We start from the raw sequence: 21,002 nt of genomic DNA, 5'->3' as shown, positions 1-21,002 counted from the left end.
TCCTATTTTGCAAAGACCAGGGCAATTTCAATTGCTGTTACGACAATGGCGATAAGGCCGACACACGCTGCCACGCGGTAGAGCAACACCTGCGTTGCATTTTCGATATACGGGCCGCTCGCGCGCCGCTTGTTGTCCTCCACTACATGAAGACCCAGGAAAATAAAGGTCAGGATGCCACCAATCACCCAGCCGACGAAGGCCATCGCCTTAAACGTCGTGCTGGTGAAAGAGCTTGCCGACGACGCGGTGAAGTAGGCGACAATACCGAGAATCAGGCCAACGGCTGCGCACCCGATAGCGGTGGCCACCCAGTGCCAGGGACCGGTGCCGAACTTCAGCGGACCGGTACTAGCGCCAGCACCTGTATCCACTTGACCAGCATTAGCCGAATCTCCCTGAGGCGCGAACGCAGAGGTCGGGGCATCGGTATCAAAACTATTCTGGCCAAAACCGCTCTGACCGAAGCCGGAGCCTCCACCAAAAGAATTCGGAGTTTGCCCAAACGAGTTCGGTGCCTGCCCAAATGATCCTGATGACTGACCGAACGAGCTATCGCCAGACCCAAATCCGCCAGCATTGCCGTTGTTGTCATTTTCAGAGGGAGCAGCACCCCATCCACCAGAGCCTGCTTGGGCTCCGAAGCCCGAGTTGCTCTGACCGGAATCCCCTTGGGAACCAAATCCACCTGAGCCAAATCCATTAGTCATATCTGAAAACCTGTGTCCTTATTCCAATCGCCTTTTGCTCACTACCGTTTACGCTCGGCGGTGGTTATTTGTTGGTCCAGTCCTTCTGCTCTTCGGGCTTGGTGATCTTCCATGTGAAGTAGTCGTCGAAATCAATCGGGTAGTTACACACCACAACGGGTTCTCTATTTTCCCTTTTTGCAGCAATTTCTTCTGCCGGTTCAGCACTGGGACTATCTTTCTCCGGGGATACGGGGTTTCCGTCGAGAAGAATTCGCTCGCACTTGCCGTCTTCTGTCGCCAAACGCCAGTAGCTATAGGAATGAGATTTCGTCAGCTCTTCCTCAGTGAAGTTAAACCTTAAATAGAATTCCGGCTTCGAGTTTTCCAACTCTTTAAAAGTCTCGGCTTCGAGATCATCGGTCAATGAATACGAAACTTCCTTAAGATCAGTGGTAACGCTGAGCTTTCCACCATCAGTCTTTTCAAACTGCTCTGGATTTCCCTGAAGCTTGATGGCGCTCTGTTCCATGCGATAGCCGTAGACATTGACAGCGTGGCCAAAGGAAAATGCAACAATCGCACCAATCACGAGTGCGATAAACAGAAGCACAAGCCTTGGCATTACTTCAGACTTCGCGGCCACCGAAGCTGATGTTGTCTCAACATTCTGGTTCTGATTAGTCATTGGAGGCACTCCGTCGGCTCGCGATTGGAAGGTAGCAAGACACTACAAAGATGAATGCAAGGAATTGACCAATAGGAAACTTCCCCAGTATTTGCATGAAAGCTAGATGAAGGTTCGGCGTGAGATACCAAGGTGCAACCCAAGGAACGCGGATTTCCTGACCACCTGACTGCCCGCCTGTGGCTAAGTGATAGAAAAATGCAAACAAGCCAAAAACAGCGATTGGGAACAACAACGAGAGGAAGTAGGCTCCGGCAGTACCCAGCCGCTCACCTCGCGCATCCGCAATGATGCCCATAAACAAGAGCGCGATTGGAAAAACGATTCCCGCCAAGAGCACCAGGATTCCCAGCATCCAGGGGCGGTTATCCATGCGCAAGAAGAATATGCTCAGCCACACAACCGCCAACATCGACGCCCACAGAAATGGCCGGGTATCGCTAGATAGCCAGCGAATAAAAACAAAAACAAGGCCGAGCCCGAGATAGAGACCAAACTGGATATAAACCAGAAGAGAACTGAACCGATCGAAGTCCGTAACGAGATCTTGCAAATAGGAAAATGCAAATAGAGCAAGCGCCGCAATAACAAGAGCAAGCGCTATCTGCGCGAAGTTGGGCCAGCCGGCGAGCGGCGCCTTCTTCGGCCCCGCTTTACGGGTCTTCTTTTTGTCCTTCCCCGCAGCTTCTGGTGCCGAATTAGTGGCTGCAGGTTCTGCCGTCGCAGGTCCCCCCTGAGGTGCAGCAGCATGAGGAACGCCCGCATTCACTCCGGCCTGACCACCCCACTGAGCATTGTTCCCAGGAGTGGCGGTGCCACCACCTGGAGATTGCCGAGATCCGCCCCAACCCGAATTAGGCTGAGCGCTTCCCCAGCCTGCATTTTGACCGCTATTGCCATGTGGCTGCCAGCTTCCCCCCTGACGTGGCTGCTGATTCACCGCTGAATTCCTTTCACACAGAGCTCTTATTCTTTGCTTACCTTACCGCGGGGACCGGATTATCCACACGGTAATTCGAACAATCCCCCCGCTGTGATTCTGTTTTTATACGCACTTCTAAGCGGAAGAAGCTTGTCAGCTTAACGTTTTTAACCCAGTGTTTATTTGCGCATTTCAAATATTAGGAATCAGTTGATCTACAAAAATAGGCGCCCGCAGTACCGTAACGGTAGTGCGGGCGCCTATCTGCGGTTGAACAGTTACCAGCGCAGCAATCTAGGCATCCTATCGATTGCTATCGCGGACAAGGACTACTTCAGTTCCTTGGAGGACAGCCCCAGGGTGCGGCGAGCAACAACCAGCTGCTGAATCTGCTGGGTTCCCTCGAAGATATCCAGGATCTTGACGTCGCGGGACCACTTCTCCAGCAGGTTACGCTCGGAGTAACCGAAGGTGCCTGCCAGCTGAACGGCACGCAAGCAGATCTCGGTACCAGCACGGCCGGCCTTGGCCTTACACTCAGAAGCCTCCAGGGTGTTCGGCTGCTTGTTGTCAGCCATCCACGCAGCGCGCAGAGCCAGGAGGTATGCAGCCTCCCAGTCGGACTCCAGCTTCAGGTACTCAGCTGCAGCAGCACTCTGGGTGTGTGCCGGTGCATCGTAGTCAATCTCGATGCCAGCTTCTTCGAGGATGCGACGCAGCTCTTCCAGCGAAGCGCGGGAGACACCGATGGCCATACCAGCAACCAGCGGACGAGTGTTGTCGAAGGTTGCCATTGCGCCGGCGAAGGACTTCTTAACGTCGATCTCCGGGGAACCCAGCAGGTTCTCCTTCGGAACGCGGACGTTGTCCAGGCGCAGCACTGCGGTATCCGAGGAACGAATACCGAGCTTTTCCTCCAGGCGCTCAACGGTGAAGCCCGGGGTACCCTTCTTCACCAGGAAGGACTTGATGGCAGCACGACCCTTGGACTTGTCCAGGGTTGCCCACACAACGACGGAGTCGGAACGCTCACCCGCGGTAACGAAAATCTTCTCACCGTTGATGACGTACTCGTCACCATCGAGCTTGGCAGTGGTGGAAACAGCGGAGGAGTCAGAACCGAAGGACGGCTCGGTAATAGCCATGGAAGCCCAGGTCTTGCCGAAAGCCTCCAGCTGCTCATCAGTAGCAACAGCTGCGATAGCTGCATTACCCAGACCCTGGTACGGCAAGGACAGGGTCAGACCCACGTCACCCCAGCAGGTCTCAATAACGTTGAGCAGCGAAGCCATGTTGCCACCGTTCTTTACACCGGTGCGCTTCGGCTTCTTTTCGTCGCCACGCCCACCGGATGCACCGGAGAAGCCACGGCCACCGTCTGCCATGCCGTCCATCATGGAGGCAAGGGTGTCGAGCTCCTTCGGGTACTCGTGCTCAGCGAGATCGTACTTACGGGAAATCGGTCGGAAGATCTCAGCGGCGGCCTGATGCGACTGGGACGCGCCCGCCTTGAGGAACTTCGGCAGTTCGAGGTTAATCATTTTCTTTCCTCTTAATTCTTTTCGGCTGAAGTATCTAGCGGTTTACAGAACGACGACGCCTTCGGCGACACCAATTGCGCGGAGGTCACGGTACCAACGCTCAACCGGGTGCTCCTTGGTGAAGCCGTGTCCACCGAGCAGCTGCACACCATCGGAACCAATCTTCATGCCCTTTTCAGTAGCGAAGGTCTTAGCCAGAGCTGCCTCGCGAGCGAAACCACGACCCTGGTCAGCGCGAGAAGCACCGCGGAGGGTGATCATGCGGAGACCATCGAGCTCAATCTTGATGTCGGCAACCATGAAGGCCACTGCCTGGCGGTGGGAAATCGGCTCGCCGAATGCCTGCCGCTCGTTGACGTAAGGAATGACGTAGTCGAGAACTGCCTGGGAAGTACCCATTGCAAGCGCGGCCCAGCCGAGGCGGGAACGACGCAGAATGTCGAGGTATGCCTCTTCACGGTCCTCAGCAGAGGTGCTGGCACCACCGAGAATGTTCTCGGCCGGAACCTTGACATCCTTCAGGATGACGCGCCCCAGTGCGGCACCGCGTAGACCCATGGACGGGTCAGCCTCAACGTGGAGGCCCTCAGTGTCGGACTCAACGATAACCAGAGCCGGCTTACCCTCGAGCTCAGCGCCGATGACAAACAGCTCAGCTGCACCGGCGTTCGGAACGAAGGACTTCACACCGTTGAGGACCAGCGAATCGCCCTCGCGCTTTGCGGTGGTCTCAGGCTTGCGTGCGTCGAAAAGCGGGCGCGGCTCTGCGAGGACAACAGCGGCAGCCGGGACGTTCTCGCCAGCGAATGCCGGCAGGTAGGTCTTCTGCTGCGAGTCGGAGCCGTGCGCGGTCAGGGTGGCGGCGACACCGGCCGGAGCCAGCACAGCCAGAGCCAGACCCATGTCTCCGTAGGACAGAGCCTCTGCGACCAGCGCGTTGGTGGTGACGTCCTCACCGGTAGCGATGCCCTCGAAAGCCTCCGGGACGTTGATCATGGTGACGCCCAGCTCAGAGGCCTCGGCGACGAGGTTCTCCGGCGGAGTTGCCTCGTGATCGGACTTGTAAGCGGCCTCGCGTAGGCGGGACTCAGCGAACTCCTTAACCGTCTCGACGATCATCTGCTGATCTTCGGTCGGGGTGAGGTCGAAGAGCTTCTTTGCCTTCTCCTCAGCTGCGGCTTCCTGTGCAGCCTGGGCTTCCTCAGCCGGACGCTCCGGCTTACCGGAACCGGAAATCTTCTTAAACTGACGGTTCGCGGCACCAAGGGTCTTGAAACCGGACTTGGTGGACTGGTACACCACGCGGTCGATCTTTGGCTGAAGGTCGTACTTCTGGGCGAAGTCCGAACCAGTAATCGACGTAATGAACCGCATTGCCGCTCCGATAGCGTCGCGACCAGGGTTGTTGCGGCCGACAGTCGAATCTTCGCGGTTCTTCTTCTCGCTCATGTGATCATGGCCTTTCGAGTCAGAACTATTACTGGCATAACAATAAATCAATCGCGTGACTGCTGTCACAAGATTTGGAAAAACAATGTCAAGTAACAGAAAACTTTCAGGTTTCTAACTTGTCAGGCGATAACGCGGTTAACGACGTAGTTGCGATCAGAGAGCGCACCTAGCAGAGCTTCCGGTTCGAAGCCATACATCGCCCAACGAGCACGCGCGGTCCACGCGAGCGCATCTTCGCTGCTCAGACGATGGAAGTTCACCTGGTAACCACCGGAGTAGACATGCAGTAACGTATAGCCACCGGGGTAAGCCTTACACGCGCCAGTCTCCAAATAATCAACACCGGCACCAATATCGCCACGAGTGCGTTTCGCACGATGGGTGTGACCTGCCCCCGCGAAGAATACACCCGGAGCGTCGTTAAGCAGCTGCTGCAAACGTCGTGCATCAGCGCTATTGAGAATGAATATGGGGCCGGCAGCATTTGTCCAGCCAGCCTCGGAAGTAATCGGGTGATGAGCCAGCACAACCGTCGGCTTGTTGGGGTCGCGCTGTAGTTCTTGCTCTAGTGCATCGAACTGTTCCGGGCTAATCTCTCCACCGGACTGATCCAACTTCGACGAATCCAGACCGATGACGCGGACCGGCCCCTGCTGAGTGACCCACAGTTCCTGTCGCGGACGCCCCAGGAGGACTCCGAAGGGATCGCGATGATCCTCGGTCCCCTCCAAAACTGGGAACTCGTCGTAGCCAGCAGACGGGTCGGCCTCCGGCTTATGCGGACGATCGTGATTGCCGCGGGTGACAAACCACTGCTGCCCCTGAGCGCCAAAGGTGTTCATGATCTCTGCAAATCGACGCACCTCCGCCGGACGTGCCTCCGACGTGGCATCACCGTTGACGAAAACCTTTTCAATTCCCATCCCACGAATCTCAGCGAGAGCAGCCGTCAACATGACCTCGGGGTACGGTGCCGCACCGGCTTCAGGGAAAATAGGTGCAGGCAAATTGCCGACAACAATACCGTGCCCATTTTCGCCGATATGCGTGTCGTTGAGGATGGCAATCGTGGTCAGATACTCCCCTTCCGGAGCGACCAACGTCGTGAACTGTCCAGTTTGCTCAGGCGTATTGGGGAGGTTTCGCGTAATCAATCCCGGCTCGGCGACCAGCCCATTCGACCGACATTCGAAACGGTACGTGGTTCCAGGCTGCAGCTTATCGACGGTCACAAAGTGGTAGCCCACCTGCGTCTCGTCCTTATGTACCACGGGAAGCTCACCGCCCGTGCCAGCATCGACTGGCGCTAGTGCGACCTCGGTGTCAGCCGGCGCCAGCGGAGCCAGCTTCCCCCACGCTGGATGTGGGCCTGCATACGTCGCCCACGAAAAGGTAACCGACGTATCGGTCACAGTCACGACTTCAAGGTCCGTCACCACGAGGCCACTGGTCAAACCGGTCAGTGGGAACGACGCTTGGTTCGGAGCCGCCGATGCTACTGCTGAAGTACCGACACTGTTTACAGCCCCTGTTGCGACACTTGCACTTGCTACCGCTCCCGCTGCTGCTCCCAAGCGCAATACGGATCGCCGATTAATTTTCTTATTCCCATTTACCGAAGTCATGGATGAAGAAATTACGGGATAAAGATAATCCCAGTGATAACACCGGGATAACTACGCATGAATTCACCGACCAGCCGTAATTTTCCGGCTGACCACTACTTGAATAACTTCATGCGAAAAAGAAGCGTCGCTTACGCTTCCGGCTTCACAATCGGGAACAGCACAGTTTCACGAATGCCGAGGCCGGTCAGGGCCATCAGCAGGCGGTCGATGCCCATACCCACACCGGTGGTCGGTGGCATTCCCTGCTCCATTGCCTGCAGGAAGTCCTCGTCTAGAACCATGGCCTCGTCGTCGCCACCGGCTGCCAGACGTGCCTGATCCTCAAAGCGCTCGCGCTGGACAACTGGGTCAACCAACTCGGAGTATCCGGTAGCCAGCTCGAAGCCGCGGACGTAGAGATCCCACTTCTCGGTCACGCCCGGCTTGGAGCGGTGCTGACGAGTCAGCGGAGAGGTCTCGACCGGGAAGTCGCGAACGAAAATAGGACCGTCAAGCTGATCTTCACAGAGCAGCTCCCAGATTTCCTCTACCAGCTTGCCGTGGCCCCAGCCGCCCTTTTCCGGAACCTCAAGGCCAATCACATCGGCGATTGCCTTGAGCTCCTCGACCGTGGAGTCAATAGTGACTTCCGGCTGACCAGGGAACTTGCGAGCAAGCGCCTCGTTCAGCGAGGGGTACATCTCAATCTGCTTCCACTCGCCACCGAAGTCGAACTCCGTACCGTCGGCAAGCGTGACCGTCGTCGAACCGAAGACCGCGACACAGATTTCCTGGATGACCTCGCGGACGGTGCGGGCGGAGTCATCGTAGGTGCCGAACGCCTCGTAGTACTCCAGCATCGCGAACTCCGGGCTATGCGAGGAGTCGATGCCCTCGTTGCGGAAGTTACGGTTGATCTCGAAAACGCGCTCCATACCGCCGACGACGCAGCGCTTAAGGAAAAGCTCTGGCGCGATGCGCAGGTAGAGATCGATGTCCAAAGCGTTGGAATGAGTCACGAATGGACGTGCAGCAGCACCACCGTGCAGAGTCTGCAGCATCGGGGTTTCGACCTCGAGGAAACCGCGACGCTCAAGCGCGTGACGCAGCTCGCGGATGACCTTGATACGAGTCAGAGCATTAGTGCGAGCCTGCTCGCGCATAATCAGGTCCGTGTAGCGGTGGCGCACGCGACTGTCCTCAGACAGATCAGCGAACGACACCGGTAGCGGACGCAGAGCCTTCGAGGCCATCTGCCACTTGGTAGCCATCACGGACAACTCGCCGCGGCGCGAAGAAATTACGCGGCCAGTAATGAGGACGAAGTCGCCCATATCCACGTCGGACTTCCAAGCGGCCAGTGCGTCCTCGCCAACCTCAGCCTTGGAGAGCATGGCCTGTAGGGTGGTGCCGTCGCCCTCCTGCAGAGCGGCAAAGCAGAGCTTGCCGGTGTTACGGATAAACATGACGCGACCGATAACGGTCACGACGTCCTGAGTCTCCTCGCCGGCCTCGAGGTGGCCCCACTCCTCGCGGACATCCTTGAGCGAGTGGGTACGGGGAACCTCAACCGGATACGGCTGAATTCCAGCCTCGAGCAGGCGGTCACGCTTCTCGCGGCGAACGCGCAGCTGCTCAGGAACGGTGGCGGTGTTTTCAGGGGTCTTCTTCGCGTCAGTCACGGCTATAAAGGTTAGCCGACTACACCGCCGACCTGCTAGTTGAGTGCCCTTTAGACGCCAATCTTCTTGCCATCAGTACGTACAACCTGAACGACTGCCGGGCGTGGCTGCTCCTTGCCACCATCCGGCCAGTGCGAGGTCGGGTTGGTGGTCGGATCCGGGTTGTCGCCGACCGGGTGGCCCTGATCCGTTTCAATCTCGCCCGGATGCTGAACGTTGACCATAACGCGGTTGGAGAACACCTGCGGGCCACAGGTCTCAGCAGCAACCGGGACAGTCAGGAAGCACTTGGTCTCACCGCGACGCTCGCCTTCGACAGCAACGGCGAACAGACCGTCGTTGGAGTCCAGGGCGTTACCGTCGGTGGAAACCCACAGGTTGCCGTACTCGTCGAAGGCGACGTTGTCCGGGCAGGAAATCGGAGAGACCGATTCCTTGTCGAAGCCACCGAAGTAGGTGTAGGCCTCGTTCGGGTCGCCACAGACTAGCAGGAGGTTCCACTTCCCCTTAGTACCAGCGTGGTCATCTTCCATCTCCAGAACAAGGCCATTCTTGTTCTCGGTGATTGGTGCAACCTCAGTCGCGTCCTCGTAGGGGCGCCCCGCACCATCAGTCTTCTTGGCAGCCTTGTTGTCCTGAGTCTTGCCAGAGTTATCCGGGCTCGCCTTGCCGCGGTACTTATTGTTGGTCAGCGCCGCGTAGACCTTACCGGTCTTCGGGGACGGCTCGATATCCTCCGGGCGGTCCATGCGGGTCGCTCCGACCTTGTCACCGGCGATGCGGGTGTAGATGCAGACCTCTTCGGCGGTCAGGCCATCAACGTGGGACTCATGCTTGCCGTCAGCTTTGGCGGTCATCAGCGGAAGCCACTCAATGTCACCGTCGAAACGGCCGTCCTTCGGCAGCTCACCCGAGCCGTCAATCTCAGACTCGGAATTACCGTTGAACTTACCGACGTAGAGCGTGCCCTCGGACAGGATGCCCATGTTGTGCTTGAGGTCACCCTCCTTCACCTTGCGGGAGGAGACGAACTTGTAGATGTACTCGAAACGCTCGTCGTCGCCGGAGTAGCACACAACCGTGCCGTCATCGGTGACGTAAATCTGACCGGCTTCGTGCTTGAAACGGCCCAGTGCGGTGTGCTTGACCGGGGTGGAGTTCGGATCTGACGGGTCAATTTCTACCAGCCAGAAGAAGCGGTTCGGCTCATTCGGCTCCTTGGAAACATCGAAGCGATCGTAGTACTTCTCCCATGCGCGGTCGGACAGCTCTTCGTTCTTAACCGAGTAGCGCTTGAGCTTCTTAACAGCTTCTTCGTCGTCAAGCTTGCCAACGTTGCCGAAATACTGGTCGACGTTCTCTTCACCGGACAGGTAAGTACCCCACGGAGTAACACCACCGGAGCAGTTATTCAGGGTGCCCTCAATCTTCATGCCGGTCGGGTCAGCCTTGGTCTTCAGCAAATCGTGACCAGCAGCCGGGCCGTCCACGGTGAACTCGGTGAAGCCCGTGATACGACGGTTACGCTTGTCGCTCAGAATCGGCTTCAGGAAGCCCTTGTCATCCTCTTCCACAGCAAGGATGGTCTGCCCGTGAGCAGCCAGTCCAATGTCAACCTGCTCCTTGGTGGCATCTTCCTTCTTGTAAGCACGGAACATCATCGGCTCAGTGGTGTACTCATGCGAGCAGACGTACAGCAGAGTGCCGTCTTCAGCCTTGATCAGGCCAGCGAAGTCATTGTTGAAGCCAAACTGCTTCTTCTGGTTTTCCGGAGTCTGCTTGTCGAAGTCGAACTCCGGACCGCCCTCGTGAATCGGGTCGCCCCAGCGAATCAGAACATTCTGCTCGTAGCCGTCCGGGATAACGACTGCGTCTTCCTTATTCGGCTTGACGACGTCGAAACGCATACCCTCCGGCGATTCACCCTTGCTACCGTCACCGGCTGCAGCGGTACCGGAGGCATCGGCACTACTTGCGCTACTGCCTGAATCGTCGGATGAGCAAGCGGCCAGCACGGCGCCACCGCCGACTGCAAGAGCACTGGCACCAGTGACCTTCAGTGCGGCGCGGCGGGAGAATGCGCGCTGAGAGAAGGCCTGCTTCGCAACATCACCGAAGTACTCGTTGTCAGAGAACTCATTCGGAGCATCGTCAGCACAAGCATTACCGCACTTGTAAGTACAGGTCAGGGAGCTGCGAGAGGTAGCAAAAGAATTCGTCAGCAGATTCTTGCCAATACGAACCATGAGGAGACCGCCTTTGTTTAGCTTCAACTAGGTGAGGACATGGATAACTAAAACTTTTAGATCCTCTAAGAAGCTAAGGACGTTGTGTTACTTTCCGGTTTCTAAAAACCAACTCGCCAATGAGCTTTAGCTGACGGTCTAATGGCTTACACTTTAACGCAAAGTGAACGCCCTGGTGTTGTGGTTTTCCAGCTCGGCTTTTCTCTCCAACTGCGCAGTCGACACCCCAGCTCGCGGGCTGTGCGGGCTAGATCTAGTTCTCTGGGCTACGCGGATTCTTCAGCTCAGAGCCCTCCGGCACATCCGCCGGGTCGTTGCCACTTTCTAGGATCTTGTTGTCCTCGTCGACGAAGATGACATTCGGCTTGTACTCACGCGCTTCGGTATCATCCATCATGCCGTAGCCGATGATAATAACCAGGTCACCCGGCGAAATCAGACGGGCAGCGGCACCATTGATGGAAATAATGCCCGAGCCGCGCTCACCAGTGATGCAGTAAGTGGTAAGACGGTTGCCATTATTGATATCGACGATGTCGACAGCTTCACCTTCAAGCAGGTCAGCTGCTTCCATCAAATCAGCGTCAATCGTGCACGATCCAACGTAGTGAAGATCAGCCTGAGTCACCGTGGCACGGTGAATCTTGGACTTCAACATAGTGCGGAACATGAAAAAGGTAGGTCCCTTCCTGGATGCTTCCCCTGGATGCTCGCCTACCGCGGCACCCTTTAGCGTGGCAGGTTATTAGTTGGCACACTATAGTACGACAACTTGCCAGCCACGAAAAATACGACTTCTGCTCGCTGCCCTGCTAGCAGTCCTACTCACTGTCCTGCTCAGCGCCAAAGCCGACGTTTTTTAGGTTTTCCCTGCTGGATTCATCTTTCAGGCGAGCGTCCCGAGCAGCTCGAACCTTTTCCTGCAGCTCAGCCAACTCAGCGGCCTCTTCCTCAGTCAGCTCGCCGTCCAGTCCCGCAGCCGACAAAGCCGCCGATGCAATTTCGGCATCCTTCTGCCCCAGCTGACCAAAACCGGTGACCGAATCCGGGCGCGGCGCACCCAGAATCAAGCCAACATTATCAATGAGACGGGTAGTGCCGACCTTCGCAGCAACCAGCAGGCGAGCTTCAGTCTCCTGGCCGTCACCGCGCAACGTTTCGTCGGAAAGCGGGGCGAGCGCAGCGTCGCGCAACTCCAAGTAATCCAACTCGACCTCAGGCTGGCTGGCGAGCACACCACGCGCGGTTTCCAGCACCGCGTCAGCACCACGATCTGCGACAAAAGCACCGGCCGTCAGCGCAGCGGACAGGGTAACCGCAAGACTGCGCTGTTCCTCGGAGAGGTAACGGTTGCGGGAGCTCATAGCCAGACCGTCGGCCTCGCGAATCACTGGCACACCGTGCAGCTGCACCGGCATATTCAGGTCAGTGACCATCTGCTGCATTAGGCACAGCTGTTGATAGTCCTTCTCGCCAAAAACGGCGTCAGTGCAGTTGGTGATGTTGAAAAGCTTGTTGACCACCGTCAACGCACCGGCAAAGTGCCCCGGACGAGTAGCGCCTTCAAGCTCCGAAGCCAGCGGCCCCGGCTGCACCGTCGTACGGAAACCGTTGGGGTACATCTCTTTCGCATTCGGTGCAAAGACCAGCTCAGCGCCGACAGCGCGGAGCTTCTCCACGTCTTCATCCAGAGTGCGCGGGTAAGCGTCAAAATCTTCGCCCTCACCGAACTGCAGCGGATTGACGAAAATCGACACCACTACAACAGCGCGCGGCAGCGTCTTCGCAGCCTCTACCAGTTCAAGGTGCCCCTGGTGTAATGCTCCCATCGTAGGTACGAGCACCACCGGCCGCCCAGTCTTCCGCAACGCACGGGTGACCTGCGCAATTCCAGCGATAGTCTTGTGAACAGTTGTCTCTCCGGCGGTATACCCCGTCATGTTTCCTCCGCGTTCAGATCTACCGGACCAAACTTTTCGCCCGACGGCAATACCTTACGCCACATCCCGGATGACCAGAACAGCCAGTCCGCTCAGCTCATCGGCGTAGGTACCGCAAAACCTCGTTGGCGCCGCGCAGCTCGGCGATACGCTCGGCAAGGGCCAGGTAGGCGGTTCCCATCTCCGGCGCCACCGCTTCAATTTCACGTTCGTGCTTGACGACGGTCCCAAGGTCGTCCCGCGTTACCGGGCCAGTCAGCCCCCGGGAGCCCCACCTCAAAGCATTGTCCAGCGAAGCCTCCAGCAGTGGGCGGAGGAGTTCAGCGGCTTGGCCACGACGCAGCTCAGCTAGATCGGTGTCTTCGGCTGCAGCATCTTCACCGATGGTGCCTGCGAGCATTTCTACCGCATCGACCACAACTGCGCCCAAACCGTTTGAGCCGTGGGCCATAGCCGCGTGATACAGGCCACGGTGGCGTTCGTTGATGAAGACCGGGCGGCCGCCAAGTTCGCCAATCAATAATTCACTAACTGTTTTCGCAAGCTCATCCCCGACCGTGATGCCCCAGGGACAACCGGTCAGGAGGTCGGAGTCGTCGTCAAGCCCTGCGAACGTCATTGCGGGATGGGCGGCGATGGTCAGCGCGCCGGTGAGCGCGACCGAATCGAGCACGGCGCGCCCGAGAGAACCGGACGTATGCATGACGATGCGTCCCGGGCCAACGTAACGGGCGACTTCCTCGGCGACATCGGCGATGGCACGGTCCGGCACGGCGATGACGATGAGCTCGCAGACGGAGGCCGTATCGGCGATGCTACTGACCTGTGCGTTCGGGAGACGCAGATGCGCGCGCGTGACAGATTCTGGTGAGCGTGCGACCACGTGGGTGACACGGTGCCCACAGCGCTCCAACGCCTGGCCGAGCGCAACCCCGACTTTTCCGGCAGAAATAATCCCCACCGTCAACCGTGGAGCGGTTGTCCGATGGGGATGGGAATCATGCTGGCTTTGCGTCATGACTGACTAGGTTAGACCAAACCAGCTATGCGCGGTGAGTAGGCAGCGCACGCTCGGTGAGCAGCTAGCCTTCTGCGTCCTCGCGCTGCTCCTTCTTCTGACGCATCTGCGCCATCAGCTCGGCGACAGTCAGGCTGCCCTTGTTGTCCTCGGCACGACGTCGACCGTGGCTTGCAGGCTCCTGAGCCTGTTCGTGCGCTGGCTCTCCTGCAAGGTCCTCATCGCGAATGGCCTGCAGCTGGCGAGTTGGAGAGTCGGAGTCGTCGGCGGACTCCGGTGCAGCGAACGGGTGCCGTGCACCGTATGCCTCGTGAGCACCGCCCTGGAATTCATCATCGGCGTCTTCATCCGGGGTTTCCTGCCAGTTAATAGCGCGGAAAGAGTTAGTGGAGAACTTCTCCTTGGCCGCGGTTGCGTTGTCCTTGGAGTCAGCGACTTCGGGGACGTCAACCGGCTGACCAGACGGCGAGAACGTACGGCGCATGTCGGTGGCCTCGGCATCTTCAACCTGGGATGCGGAGGAAGCGGAGCCAGTGCCACCGTGCTGGGTATGAGCACCGACAGTGCCGTTGGCGGTCATTTCAGCGCGGTGGGAAGTTGCGCGTGGTGTCGGCCGGTCGTGGCCTGTCGGGTTCTTCATTGGCGAAGCCTGCTGCGGCGAGTCAAGCTCACGCAGACGCTCGGCCTGAGCGCGAAGAGCAACCTGCTCGTCGTCGAAATCCTCACCCATGAACTCAGCCAGCTGGGCACGCAAGGCAAAGACCTCTGCGCGCAGCGCGGCAATGTTGTCGTCGTTGTTGCCTTCGAGCGAGTCCAGGTAGTTCTGCTCGAGAATCAGCTCCTGCTCACGGTGAGTTGCCAGCTCGCGGTCAAGCTCCACCTTGTGCAGCTCCTCGATGGTCTCCAACCGCTTGCGTTCCAGCGCAATGGTCTTGCGGTATCGAGTGACCAGCACAGCCCCGATAACTGCCGACCACAGCGCCAGCAGCACGGCGACCTTCATCCAGCCAGCCGAGGAGGCAAAGAGCATGACGATACTGGCAATCACCGCGAGCACCAGCAGCACAGACATGAGAATAACTGCGGTCTTCTCCGTGAGGCCATCGTTAGAACTGGGGTTCGTCACATCGTTGCTCTGGTGATCGGCATATGCCACATCATCCCCGGAGCTAAAGCCGTCGGAGAAGTTTTCGGAAGGCGAAGACGGAGACGAAGACTCAGCCACATCCGACGAAGTAGCTGCCGCGTCGCCCTGAAAATATGCGGCATCGCCCGAGCGCTTCGGGTCATTACCGGCGTTGGAGAGGTCAGTCATAACTCCCACCCTACCGAGTTAGTTCCCATTTCCCCGCTAGGAGGCGAAGAATTTTCGCCATCAGTTGGCAATTGGCACACTTTTTCCAGCCACAGCCCAGCTGCGGTTAGCAAAACTCCGGATATTGTGCCGACAATCATGATGGGGCCATCGGCCTGTGCAGCCGCAAGTTCCGTCCACTTGGGCACGGCCCACAGCACGCCACCTGCGTACATGCCACCGAGAATCGCGCCCAACCACGCGGATGCTGTGCCAACCACCAGCCATCGCGACAACGTCAACGGCTGCACCTGGCTGCGATCCTGGCCGACCTTCCCTTCTTTGAGCACCGACTTAATCCACCGCGCTGCCGTCACACAGACGGCCGTGAGCAGCCAGGGAAACCCAAGATCCCACCAACTGCGAGGTCCGAGCACACCGAAAAACTGTGCCAAAATCATCCATGACGCCAGCGCGAGAACCAGCGCAGATGCTGCCAACGTAATCGGTGAGGTCGGTTTCATCTCTAGGCCCCTTCTCCATCCGCACTGTCTGCCAGGCGCACCGCGTTTACGTCTTCGGGTGCCAGCTTATCGACGAGTTCCGCGACCCGAACACCCTCCAATTCTGCGTCCGGGTCGGCATCGAGCCACGGCACCAGCACAAAGGCACGCTCAGCTGCCCATGGATGTGGCAGGGTCAGGGTCGAATCGGTGGAGATAATTTCCTCGTCGGATTCCTTGTCGATGACCTGCACAATGTCTACGTCAAGAGCCCGCGGGCCCCAGTGAATTTTTCGTACTCGGCCAGCGTCATTTTCCAGCTTCCAACCAGCTTCCAGTAACTCCATTGGTGTCCGAGGCGTGTCGACAATGAGCACGGCATTGAGGAAGTCACCCTGCTCTACTCCACCCCAAGGCGGGGTGGCAAAAATCTTTGAGGCCGCGACCAGCTCATCGGCGAAGAAGTCGCGCACGCCGGTCAGGTTTTCTCGTGCGTGATCCATATTCGCACCGATGGAGAGGACTGCGCGAATCATGCCAACCGCTTCTTCCGCGAACGGCGGGCGGTCACCGCAGCATCATCAAAGTCGAGCGGGATGGGCGCATGCGGTTTGTGAATGGTCACTTCCACTGCATGCAACAGGGGGGACAGTCCGCGCTCAGCGCGGGCATCGTCGTCGGCAAGCACTGCTTCGGCGATCTCGGTCGCGACGGTTTCGATGAGGTTACGCGGAGTGCCGGTCAAAATTCCGTGCGCAGTGGCTGCAATATCGGCGTAGTTGACGGTGTCGTCGAGTTCATCGCTGGCGGCGGCACCGGAGAAATCCAGCCACAGGGTGACGTCACAGATGAAGTCCTGTCCATCGCGACGCTCGAAGTCGAGACAACCGTGGTAGCCGTGGGCTTTCAGACCTTTGAGTTCAATGCGATCAGCCACTGTGGTTACTCGTTTCCTTCTGGGGCCGATTCGGCGCTCTGCGCGGCGCGGTTGGAGCCGCCCTCCGGATAGTCGCCAGCCGCGGTGTAGCCCGTCAGCGAGCGGCCGAGGTTCCATGCCTGTGCCACACGCACTGCGTCGAGGTTATCGGCCACATTGTGAACTCGAACCGCCCACGCCCCCGCAGCTGCGGACAATGCGGAGATTGCGGTAGTCGCAGCATCGGCCTGCTTTGGCGTGCGAGCCTCATCACCGACGGCGGCAACGAAACGCTTGCGAGAGGCGCCGACCAGCACGGGGAAACCGAGGTCTATAAGCTCAGGTAGGCCGTGGAGCAGTGCCCAATTGTCATCGGCGTTCTTGGCAAAGCCCAAGCCCGGGTCGAGGACAATATTTTCCTCGACGATGCCGGCGGCCAGGGCACCGTCGACAAGCTGGAGCAGGTGCTCACGGACATCGGCGACGATGCCATCCGGGTGTGTTTCGGCGCGCCCGGAAGCGGAGCCGAAGCGGTCGGTCTTCCAGTGCATCAGGCAGATGGGCACATCGGCGTCGGCGCAGACTGTGTACATGTTGGGGTCTGCGAGACCGCCGGAGACATCGTTGATGAACACTGCGCCCTCGGCGATCGCAGCCTGTGCCACACTTGCGCGCATGGTATCGACACTGACCAGATGCCCCTCCGCCGCGAGCTCGCGAACCACCGGCACGACGCGGGCAATCTCCTCATCCTCAGAGACACGGTGTGCGCCCGGGCGAGTGGACTCGCCACCGATGTCGAGAATATGCGCCCCCTGGTCGACCAGTTCGTGCGCATGGGCAATCGCCGCGTCGAAGGTTTTGTACAGGCCACCATCGGAAAAGCTGTCCTCGGTGACATTGACAATGCCCATCACCTTGCAGAGCTGATTTTCGATACCCATCTCCGCCTGCTGTTCTGCCTGCGCTTGCACGGGCGATTCAGTCACCTTGTTGTCCAGCCTTTCCAATCGACCACTTAACTGTTGCGCTAGCTCTTGCGGATCAGCGCCATTGCCTCTGCACGCGAGCGAGCATCCGACTTGAAACCACCGCGGACGGCGGATGTCACCGTGCGTGCCCCCGGCTTGCGGATACCGCGCATGGCCATGCAGAGGTGCTCCGCCTCAATAACGACAATTGCCGAGGACGGATTCAGCCGTTCCACCAAGGCATCTGCAACCTGACTGGTCAAACGTTCCTGCACCTGCGGGCGCTTGGCATAGCCATCGACCAGACGAGCGAGCTTCGACAGCCCGGTCACGCGACCGTCTTTACCCGGAATATAACCAATGTGGGCAACACCGAAGAACGGCACCAGGTGATGCTCACAGGTCGAGTAAATCGGGATGTCCTTGACCAAAACGAGTTCCTGGTGATCTTCATTGAAGGTCTTCGCCAGCACCTCAGACGGATCCGTGAACAGGCCCGAAAAAACCTCACGGTAGGCTCGCGCCACTCGCGCCGGTGTCTCCTTCAGGCCTTCCCTGTCGGGATCCTCACCGACGGCAATCAGCAGTTCGCGAACCGCAGCTTCGGCTCGCTCCTGATCGAATTCGCGCTCCATGATGTGTACTTATCGCTCCTCGTTGGTGTCCGGCTTGTCCTGCCAGGCGCTGTTGTCTTCGTTTCGCTTGACGACGCCGTCCTTCTCCGAATCGTGCTTTTGTGCACCCTTGTCATCGGAGTTGTCGGCACTCTTCGCGTTAGCCGAGCGCTCCGGGTATTCCGGCTGCTCGTTATCCGGCAGGCGGAATCCGCGCAGCTCCTGTTGCTGTCCCGCCGACGGCATAACCGTAGTCGGGGTGGTGTCGCTGCCGGAGTTGTCCTGGCGGTGACGCCCGCTGTGTCTGCCCCACGGCATTTTTGGCGGAGCCGGGATATTTGCAGGGCCGTTGCCACCGCTATTGCCGGCGCCGCTGTTATTGCCGCCGTCACTACCGCTGCTAGCTGCACCGGTAGCCTTCGAGCCGGAGTTCGGGGCGCCTGCCGGATAGTTAGCAGTGCCCGGGTGCTGGCCGCGGGGGCTGCCCTGGGGACTCTGCGAACCCGGCTGGCTCTGCCCCTGCGGGCGAGGACCCGGCGCCGGTGCTGGTGCCGGAGCCGACCCATGTGCACTGCCCGTATCCTTCGGCGGCCAACCCGGTGCAGTCCAACCAGCCGGCGGTGGGGTGCCACCGTAGACCGGAACATTCGGTCGGTCCTGCTGAGTTCCCGGCAGACCCGGGGCGCCAGCGATACCGGAGCCGACGGAGCCCGCTGGCCCCTGGCCATTGCCGTTGTTGCCCGTGTCCTGGTTCTCTGGTTCGCGGCGACGCACCGGTGCGAAGATGTTGACCCGCTTCGGCGGCTCCTCACCGCGCTCGATCGCCAACTCCACCGGAGTCTTCACAGGCTCGCGACCATCGGCCGGATGCTTGGTATCGCTGTCGAAGAAGTTCAGGCGCTCACGCGGAACGACTTCGGTGAAGATAACCTCCAGATCCGGACGACGCAGGGTCTCCTTCTCCAGCAGCTTCTCAGCCAGCACATCGAGGGTGTCGCGGTTTTCCTTCAAGATGGTGTAGGCCTCATCGTGGGCCTTATTGATCAGCAGACGGACCTGCTGATCAATTTTCGCCGCCACATCTGGCGAGTAGTCCAGAGTGCCGCTGCCACCACGGCCGACGAACGGATCGCCCTGCTCCTCGCCGTACTTCACCGGGCCGAGCTCTGGCGACATGCCGTACTCAGTCACCATGGCACGAGCAATCTTGGTGGCCTGCTCAATATCGGCAGAAGCACCGGTCGTCGGCAGGCCGAAGACCAGCTCCTCGGCAGCGCGACCACCCATGGCGAAGACCAGGCGAGCGAAGAGCTCTGGCAAGTTGTACATGCCCTTGTCATCCTCGGGGACAGTCAGCGCATGACCGCCGGTGCGACCACGGGCGAGGATGGTGACCTTGTAAACGCGTTCAATATCCTTCAGTGCCCACGCAGCCAAGGTGTGGCCACCCTCATGGTAGGCGGTGACCTTCTTCTCCTGCTCGGAAATCACCTTGGAGGTACGGCGCGGACCACCAATAACACGGTCGACCGCCTCTTCCAGCGCATCCGCAGTAATGATGTTGCCATTGACGCGAGCGGTCAGCAGCGCGGCTTCGTTCAGCACGTTCTGCAAATCGGCACCGCTCATACCGGCAGTGCGCTTGGCCAGCGACTTCAGGTCTGCATCCGGGCCCAGCGGCTTGTTCCGGGCGTGGACCTTCAAAATTGCTTCGCGGCCCTTCAGGTCTGGTGCTCCCACCGGAATCTGGCGGTCAAAGCGGCCCGGGCGCAGCAGTGCGGGGTCGAGGATATCCGGACGGTTGGTTGCAGCCATGATGATCACACCCTGGCGGTCACCGAAGCCGTCCATCTCCACCAGGAGCTGGTTCAGGGTTTGCTCACGCTCATCGTGACCGCCGCCCATGCCGGCGCCACGCTGGCGGCCCACAGCATCAATCTCATCGATGAAGATAATGCACGGGCTGTTTTCCTTTGCCTGGTTAAACAGGTCACGGACACGAGAAGCACCGACACCGACGAACATTTCGACGAAGTCCGAACCCGAGATGGTGTAGAAAGGCACTCCGGCCTCACCGGCGACGGCGCGGGCCAGCAAGGTCTTACCGGTACCGGGCGGGCCGTAGAGCAGGACACCGCGCGGAATCTTCGCACCGAGTTCCTCGTAGCGAGCCGGATGCTGCAGGAAATCCCTAATCTCGTCGAGCTCCTGGACGGCCTCATCGGCACCAGCAACATCCTCGAACGTATTTGTCGGGGTCTCCTTATTCAGAAGCTTGGCGCGGTTGCCACCAAAGCCGAACATGCCGTTCTTGCCGCCTTGCATGCGGCTGAAGAAGTACATGATGACGAAGAAGAAGATCACCATCGGCAGCAGGAAGCCCAAGGTGGACATCAGGAAGGAATCCTGCGTGACCTTGGTATCGAACTTCTCCATACCCTCAGCGGCGGTGACCTTGTCAAAGACCTGGTCGGTCGCACGTGCTGGGTACTTGGTCATCACCTTCGTGACATCTTCAGTACCCTCGACCTCCACGCCCTTCTTCAGGGTGAGGCGAATTCGCTGCTCACGATCGTCAATCTGAGCTTCCGTGACGTTGCCCTTGTCCAACTCGGTCAGGGCTACGGACGTATCCACCTCGCGGTATTCCCGGGAATCATCCGCCAGCTGGGTAATAGCAAAGAGGATAATCAGGATGATGCCGGCAACGGTGGCAAACCGGAACACCTTTTTCTTGTCCATACAGTGGGTTCGCTTTTCGCTCTCTACATCTATTAGTTGCTTTTATTAATTGTACGCATCAACGAGTTTTTCTCGAAGACGCATCAAAGACACAACATGGGGCCAGGGCTCATGGCACCTGACCCCACAGTAGGTATAACGCGTCACAACCGAAAAAAGTTTCCAACTCCTACTCTT

At 58.7% G+C, this 21,002-nt stretch carries 18 protein-coding genes; all 18 read right to left on the bottom strand.

Translation table 11 applies throughout. The features are described 5' to 3' along the window. Nucleotides 1–2 precede the first annotated feature (2 nt). The 18 genes from ADA16_RS07065 to ftsH all read right to left on the bottom strand — a co-directional run bounded on the left by ADA16_RS07065 (nt 3) and on the right by ftsH (nt 20,825). The gene (locus ADA16_RS07065; RefSeq protein WP_048760423.1) at nt 3–710 is read right to left on the bottom strand and encodes a hypothetical protein; all 708 of its coding nucleotides are present in this window, start codon (nt 708–710) and stop codon (nt 3–5) included. Nucleotides 711–774: 64 nt separating this feature from the next. Continuing rightward, nucleotides 775–1,377, bottom strand: coding sequence for a hypothetical protein (locus tag ADA16_RS07060; RefSeq protein WP_048760422.1), 603 nt, complete (start codon nt 1,375–1,377; stop codon nt 775–777). Beyond that, nucleotides 1,370–2,317: a hypothetical protein gene (locus tag ADA16_RS07055; protein WP_152680735.1), complete on the bottom strand. Its 948-nt coding sequence runs from the start codon at nt 2,315–2,317 to the stop codon at nt 1,370–1,372. Before ADA16_RS07055 ends, ADA16_RS07060 begins: the two co-directional genes overlap by 8 nt. A gap of 311 nt (nt 2,318–2,628) precedes the next feature. Next, on the bottom strand, nt 2,629–3,840 hold the full coding sequence (locus tag ADA16_RS07050) for an acyl-CoA dehydrogenase family protein (RefSeq protein WP_048760419.1): 1,212 nt from the start codon (nt 3,838–3,840) through the stop codon (nt 2,629–2,631). A gap of 42 nt (nt 3,841–3,882) precedes the next feature. Next, nucleotides 3,883–5,289, bottom strand: coding sequence for an acyl-CoA dehydrogenase family protein (locus tag ADA16_RS07045; protein ID WP_048760418.1), 1,407 nt, complete (start codon nt 5,287–5,289; stop codon nt 3,883–3,885). 122 nt (nt 5,290–5,411) lie between these two features. Then, nucleotides 5,412–6,704 (bottom strand): purple acid phosphatase family protein, encoded by a 1,293-nt coding sequence (locus ADA16_RS07040; protein WP_239659381.1) that lies wholly within the window; start codon nt 6,702–6,704, stop codon nt 5,412–5,414. 344 nt (nt 6,705–7,048) lie between these two features. Continuing rightward, nucleotides 7,049–8,581 carry a lysine--tRNA ligase gene (gene lysS / locus ADA16_RS07035; protein ID WP_048760415.1) on the bottom strand — a complete coding sequence of 511 codons (1,533 nt, stop codon included), beginning with the start codon at nt 8,579–8,581 and terminating at the stop codon, nt 7,049–7,051. Between the two features lie 50 nt (nt 8,582–8,631). Beyond that, a complete protein-coding gene (locus tag ADA16_RS07030; RefSeq protein WP_048760414.1) occupies nt 8,632–10,827 on the bottom strand; it encodes a PhoX family protein in 2,196 nt (731 codons plus the stop codon). A 253-nt stretch (nt 10,828–11,080) separates the two neighbouring features. Continuing rightward, nucleotides 11,081–11,497 (bottom strand): aspartate 1-decarboxylase, encoded by a 417-nt coding sequence (panD, locus tag ADA16_RS07025; protein WP_048760412.1) that lies wholly within the window; start codon nt 11,495–11,497, stop codon nt 11,081–11,083. Between the two features lie 151 nt (nt 11,498–11,648). Next, nucleotides 11,649–12,767 carry a pantoate--beta-alanine ligase gene (gene panC, locus ADA16_RS07020; protein WP_048760410.1) on the bottom strand — a complete coding sequence of 373 codons (1,119 nt, stop codon included), beginning with the start codon at nt 12,765–12,767 and terminating at the stop codon, nt 11,649–11,651. A 97-nt stretch (nt 12,768–12,864) separates the two neighbouring features. Then, nucleotides 12,865–13,785 carry a Rossmann-like and DUF2520 domain-containing protein gene (locus tag ADA16_RS07015; protein ID WP_048760408.1) on the bottom strand — a complete coding sequence of 307 codons (921 nt, stop codon included), beginning with the start codon at nt 13,783–13,785 and terminating at the stop codon, nt 12,865–12,867. 64 nt (nt 13,786–13,849) lie between these two features. Next, nucleotides 13,850–15,100, bottom strand: coding sequence for a DUF6779 domain-containing protein (locus ADA16_RS07010; RefSeq protein WP_048760406.1), 1,251 nt, complete (start codon nt 15,098–15,100; stop codon nt 13,850–13,852). Further along, nucleotides 15,097–15,603 carry a DUF3180 domain-containing protein gene (locus ADA16_RS07005; protein ID WP_048760405.1) on the bottom strand — a complete coding sequence of 169 codons (507 nt, stop codon included), beginning with the start codon at nt 15,601–15,603 and terminating at the stop codon, nt 15,097–15,099. Before ADA16_RS07005 ends, ADA16_RS07010 begins: the two co-directional genes overlap by 4 nt. 2 nt (nt 15,604–15,605) lie before the next feature. After that, nucleotides 15,606–16,118, bottom strand: coding sequence for a 2-amino-4-hydroxy-6-hydroxymethyldihydropteridine diphosphokinase (folK, locus tag ADA16_RS07000; RefSeq protein WP_048760403.1), 513 nt, complete (start codon nt 16,116–16,118; stop codon nt 15,606–15,608). After that, nucleotides 16,115–16,519, bottom strand: a complete 405-nt coding sequence (folB, locus tag ADA16_RS06995; protein ID WP_005510214.1) for a dihydroneopterin aldolase — start codon at nt 16,517–16,519, stop codon at nt 16,115–16,117. Before folB ends, folK begins: the two co-directional genes overlap by 4 nt. A gap of 5 nt (nt 16,520–16,524) precedes the next feature. Next, complete coding sequence (gene folP, locus ADA16_RS06990; RefSeq protein WP_048760554.1) at nt 16,525–17,442, bottom strand: dihydropteroate synthase; 918 nt, start codon at nt 17,440–17,442, stop codon at nt 16,525–16,527. A gap of 86 nt (nt 17,443–17,528) precedes the next feature. Beyond that, entirely contained in the window at nt 17,529–18,104 is a 576-nt protein-coding gene (gene folE / locus ADA16_RS06985; RefSeq protein WP_048760401.1) for a GTP cyclohydrolase I FolE, read from the bottom strand. Nucleotides 18,105–18,113: 9 nt separating this feature from the next. Further along, complete coding sequence (gene ftsH / locus ADA16_RS06980) at nt 18,114–20,825, bottom strand: ATP-dependent zinc metalloprotease FtsH (protein ID WP_048760400.1); 2,712 nt, start codon at nt 20,823–20,825, stop codon at nt 18,114–18,116. Nucleotides 20,826–21,002: the final 177 nt, after the last annotated feature.

This window comes from Corynebacterium vitaeruminis, from assembly GCF_001054325.1.
GTDB classification, from domain to species: Bacteria; Actinomycetota; Actinomycetes; order Mycobacteriales; family Mycobacteriaceae; genus Corynebacterium; species Corynebacterium vitaeruminis_A.
This window is presented reverse-complemented; position numbering and strand designations above follow the sequence as displayed.

Bases quoted from the DNA above. Each gene is read 5' to 3' on its own strand.
- folE (WP_048760401.1), bottom strand. From the start codon at position 18,104: ATGGAGCGCGAATTCGATCAGGAGCGAGCCGAAGCTGCGGTTCGCGAA.
- folK (WP_048760403.1), bottom strand. From the start codon at position 16,118: ATGATTCGCGCAGTCCTCTCCATCGGTGCGAATATGGATCACGCACGA.
- ADA16_RS07015 (WP_048760408.1), bottom strand. From the start codon at position 13,785: ATGACGCAAAGCCAGCATGATTCCCATCCCCATCGGACAACCGCTCCA.
- ADA16_RS07065 (WP_048760423.1), bottom strand. From the start codon at position 710: ATGACTAATGGATTTGGCTCAGGTGGATTTGGTTCCCAAGGGGATTCC.
- ADA16_RS07060 (WP_048760422.1), bottom strand. From the start codon at position 1,377: ATGACTAATCAGAACCAGAATGTTGAGACAACATCAGCTTCGGTGGCC.
- ADA16_RS07045 (WP_048760418.1), bottom strand. From the start codon at position 5,289: ATGAGCGAGAAGAAGAACCGCGAAGATTCGACTGTCGGCCGCAACAAC.
- panC (WP_048760410.1), bottom strand. From the start codon at position 12,767: ATGACGGGGTATACCGCCGGAGAGACAACTGTTCACAAGACTATCGCT.
- panD (WP_048760412.1), bottom strand. From the start codon at position 11,497: ATGTTCCGCACTATGTTGAAGTCCAAGATTCACCGTGCCACGGTGACT.
- ftsH (WP_048760400.1), bottom strand. From the start codon at position 20,825: ATGGACAAGAAAAAGGTGTTCCGGTTTGCCACCGTTGCCGGCATCATC.
- ADA16_RS07005 (WP_048760405.1), bottom strand. From the start codon at position 15,603: ATGAAACCGACCTCACCGATTACGTTGGCAGCATCTGCGCTGGTTCTC.
- ADA16_RS07030 (WP_048760414.1), bottom strand. From the start codon at position 10,827: ATGGTTCGTATTGGCAAGAATCTGCTGACGAATTCTTTTGCTACCTCT.
- ADA16_RS07010 (WP_048760406.1), bottom strand. From the start codon at position 15,100: ATGACTGACCTCTCCAACGCCGGTAATGACCCGAAGCGCTCGGGCGAT.
- ADA16_RS07050 (WP_048760419.1), bottom strand. From the start codon at position 3,840: ATGATTAACCTCGAACTGCCGAAGTTCCTCAAGGCGGGCGCGTCCCAG.
- folP (WP_048760554.1), bottom strand. From the start codon at position 17,442: ATGGGTATCGAAAATCAGCTCTGCAAGGTGATGGGCATTGTCAATGTC.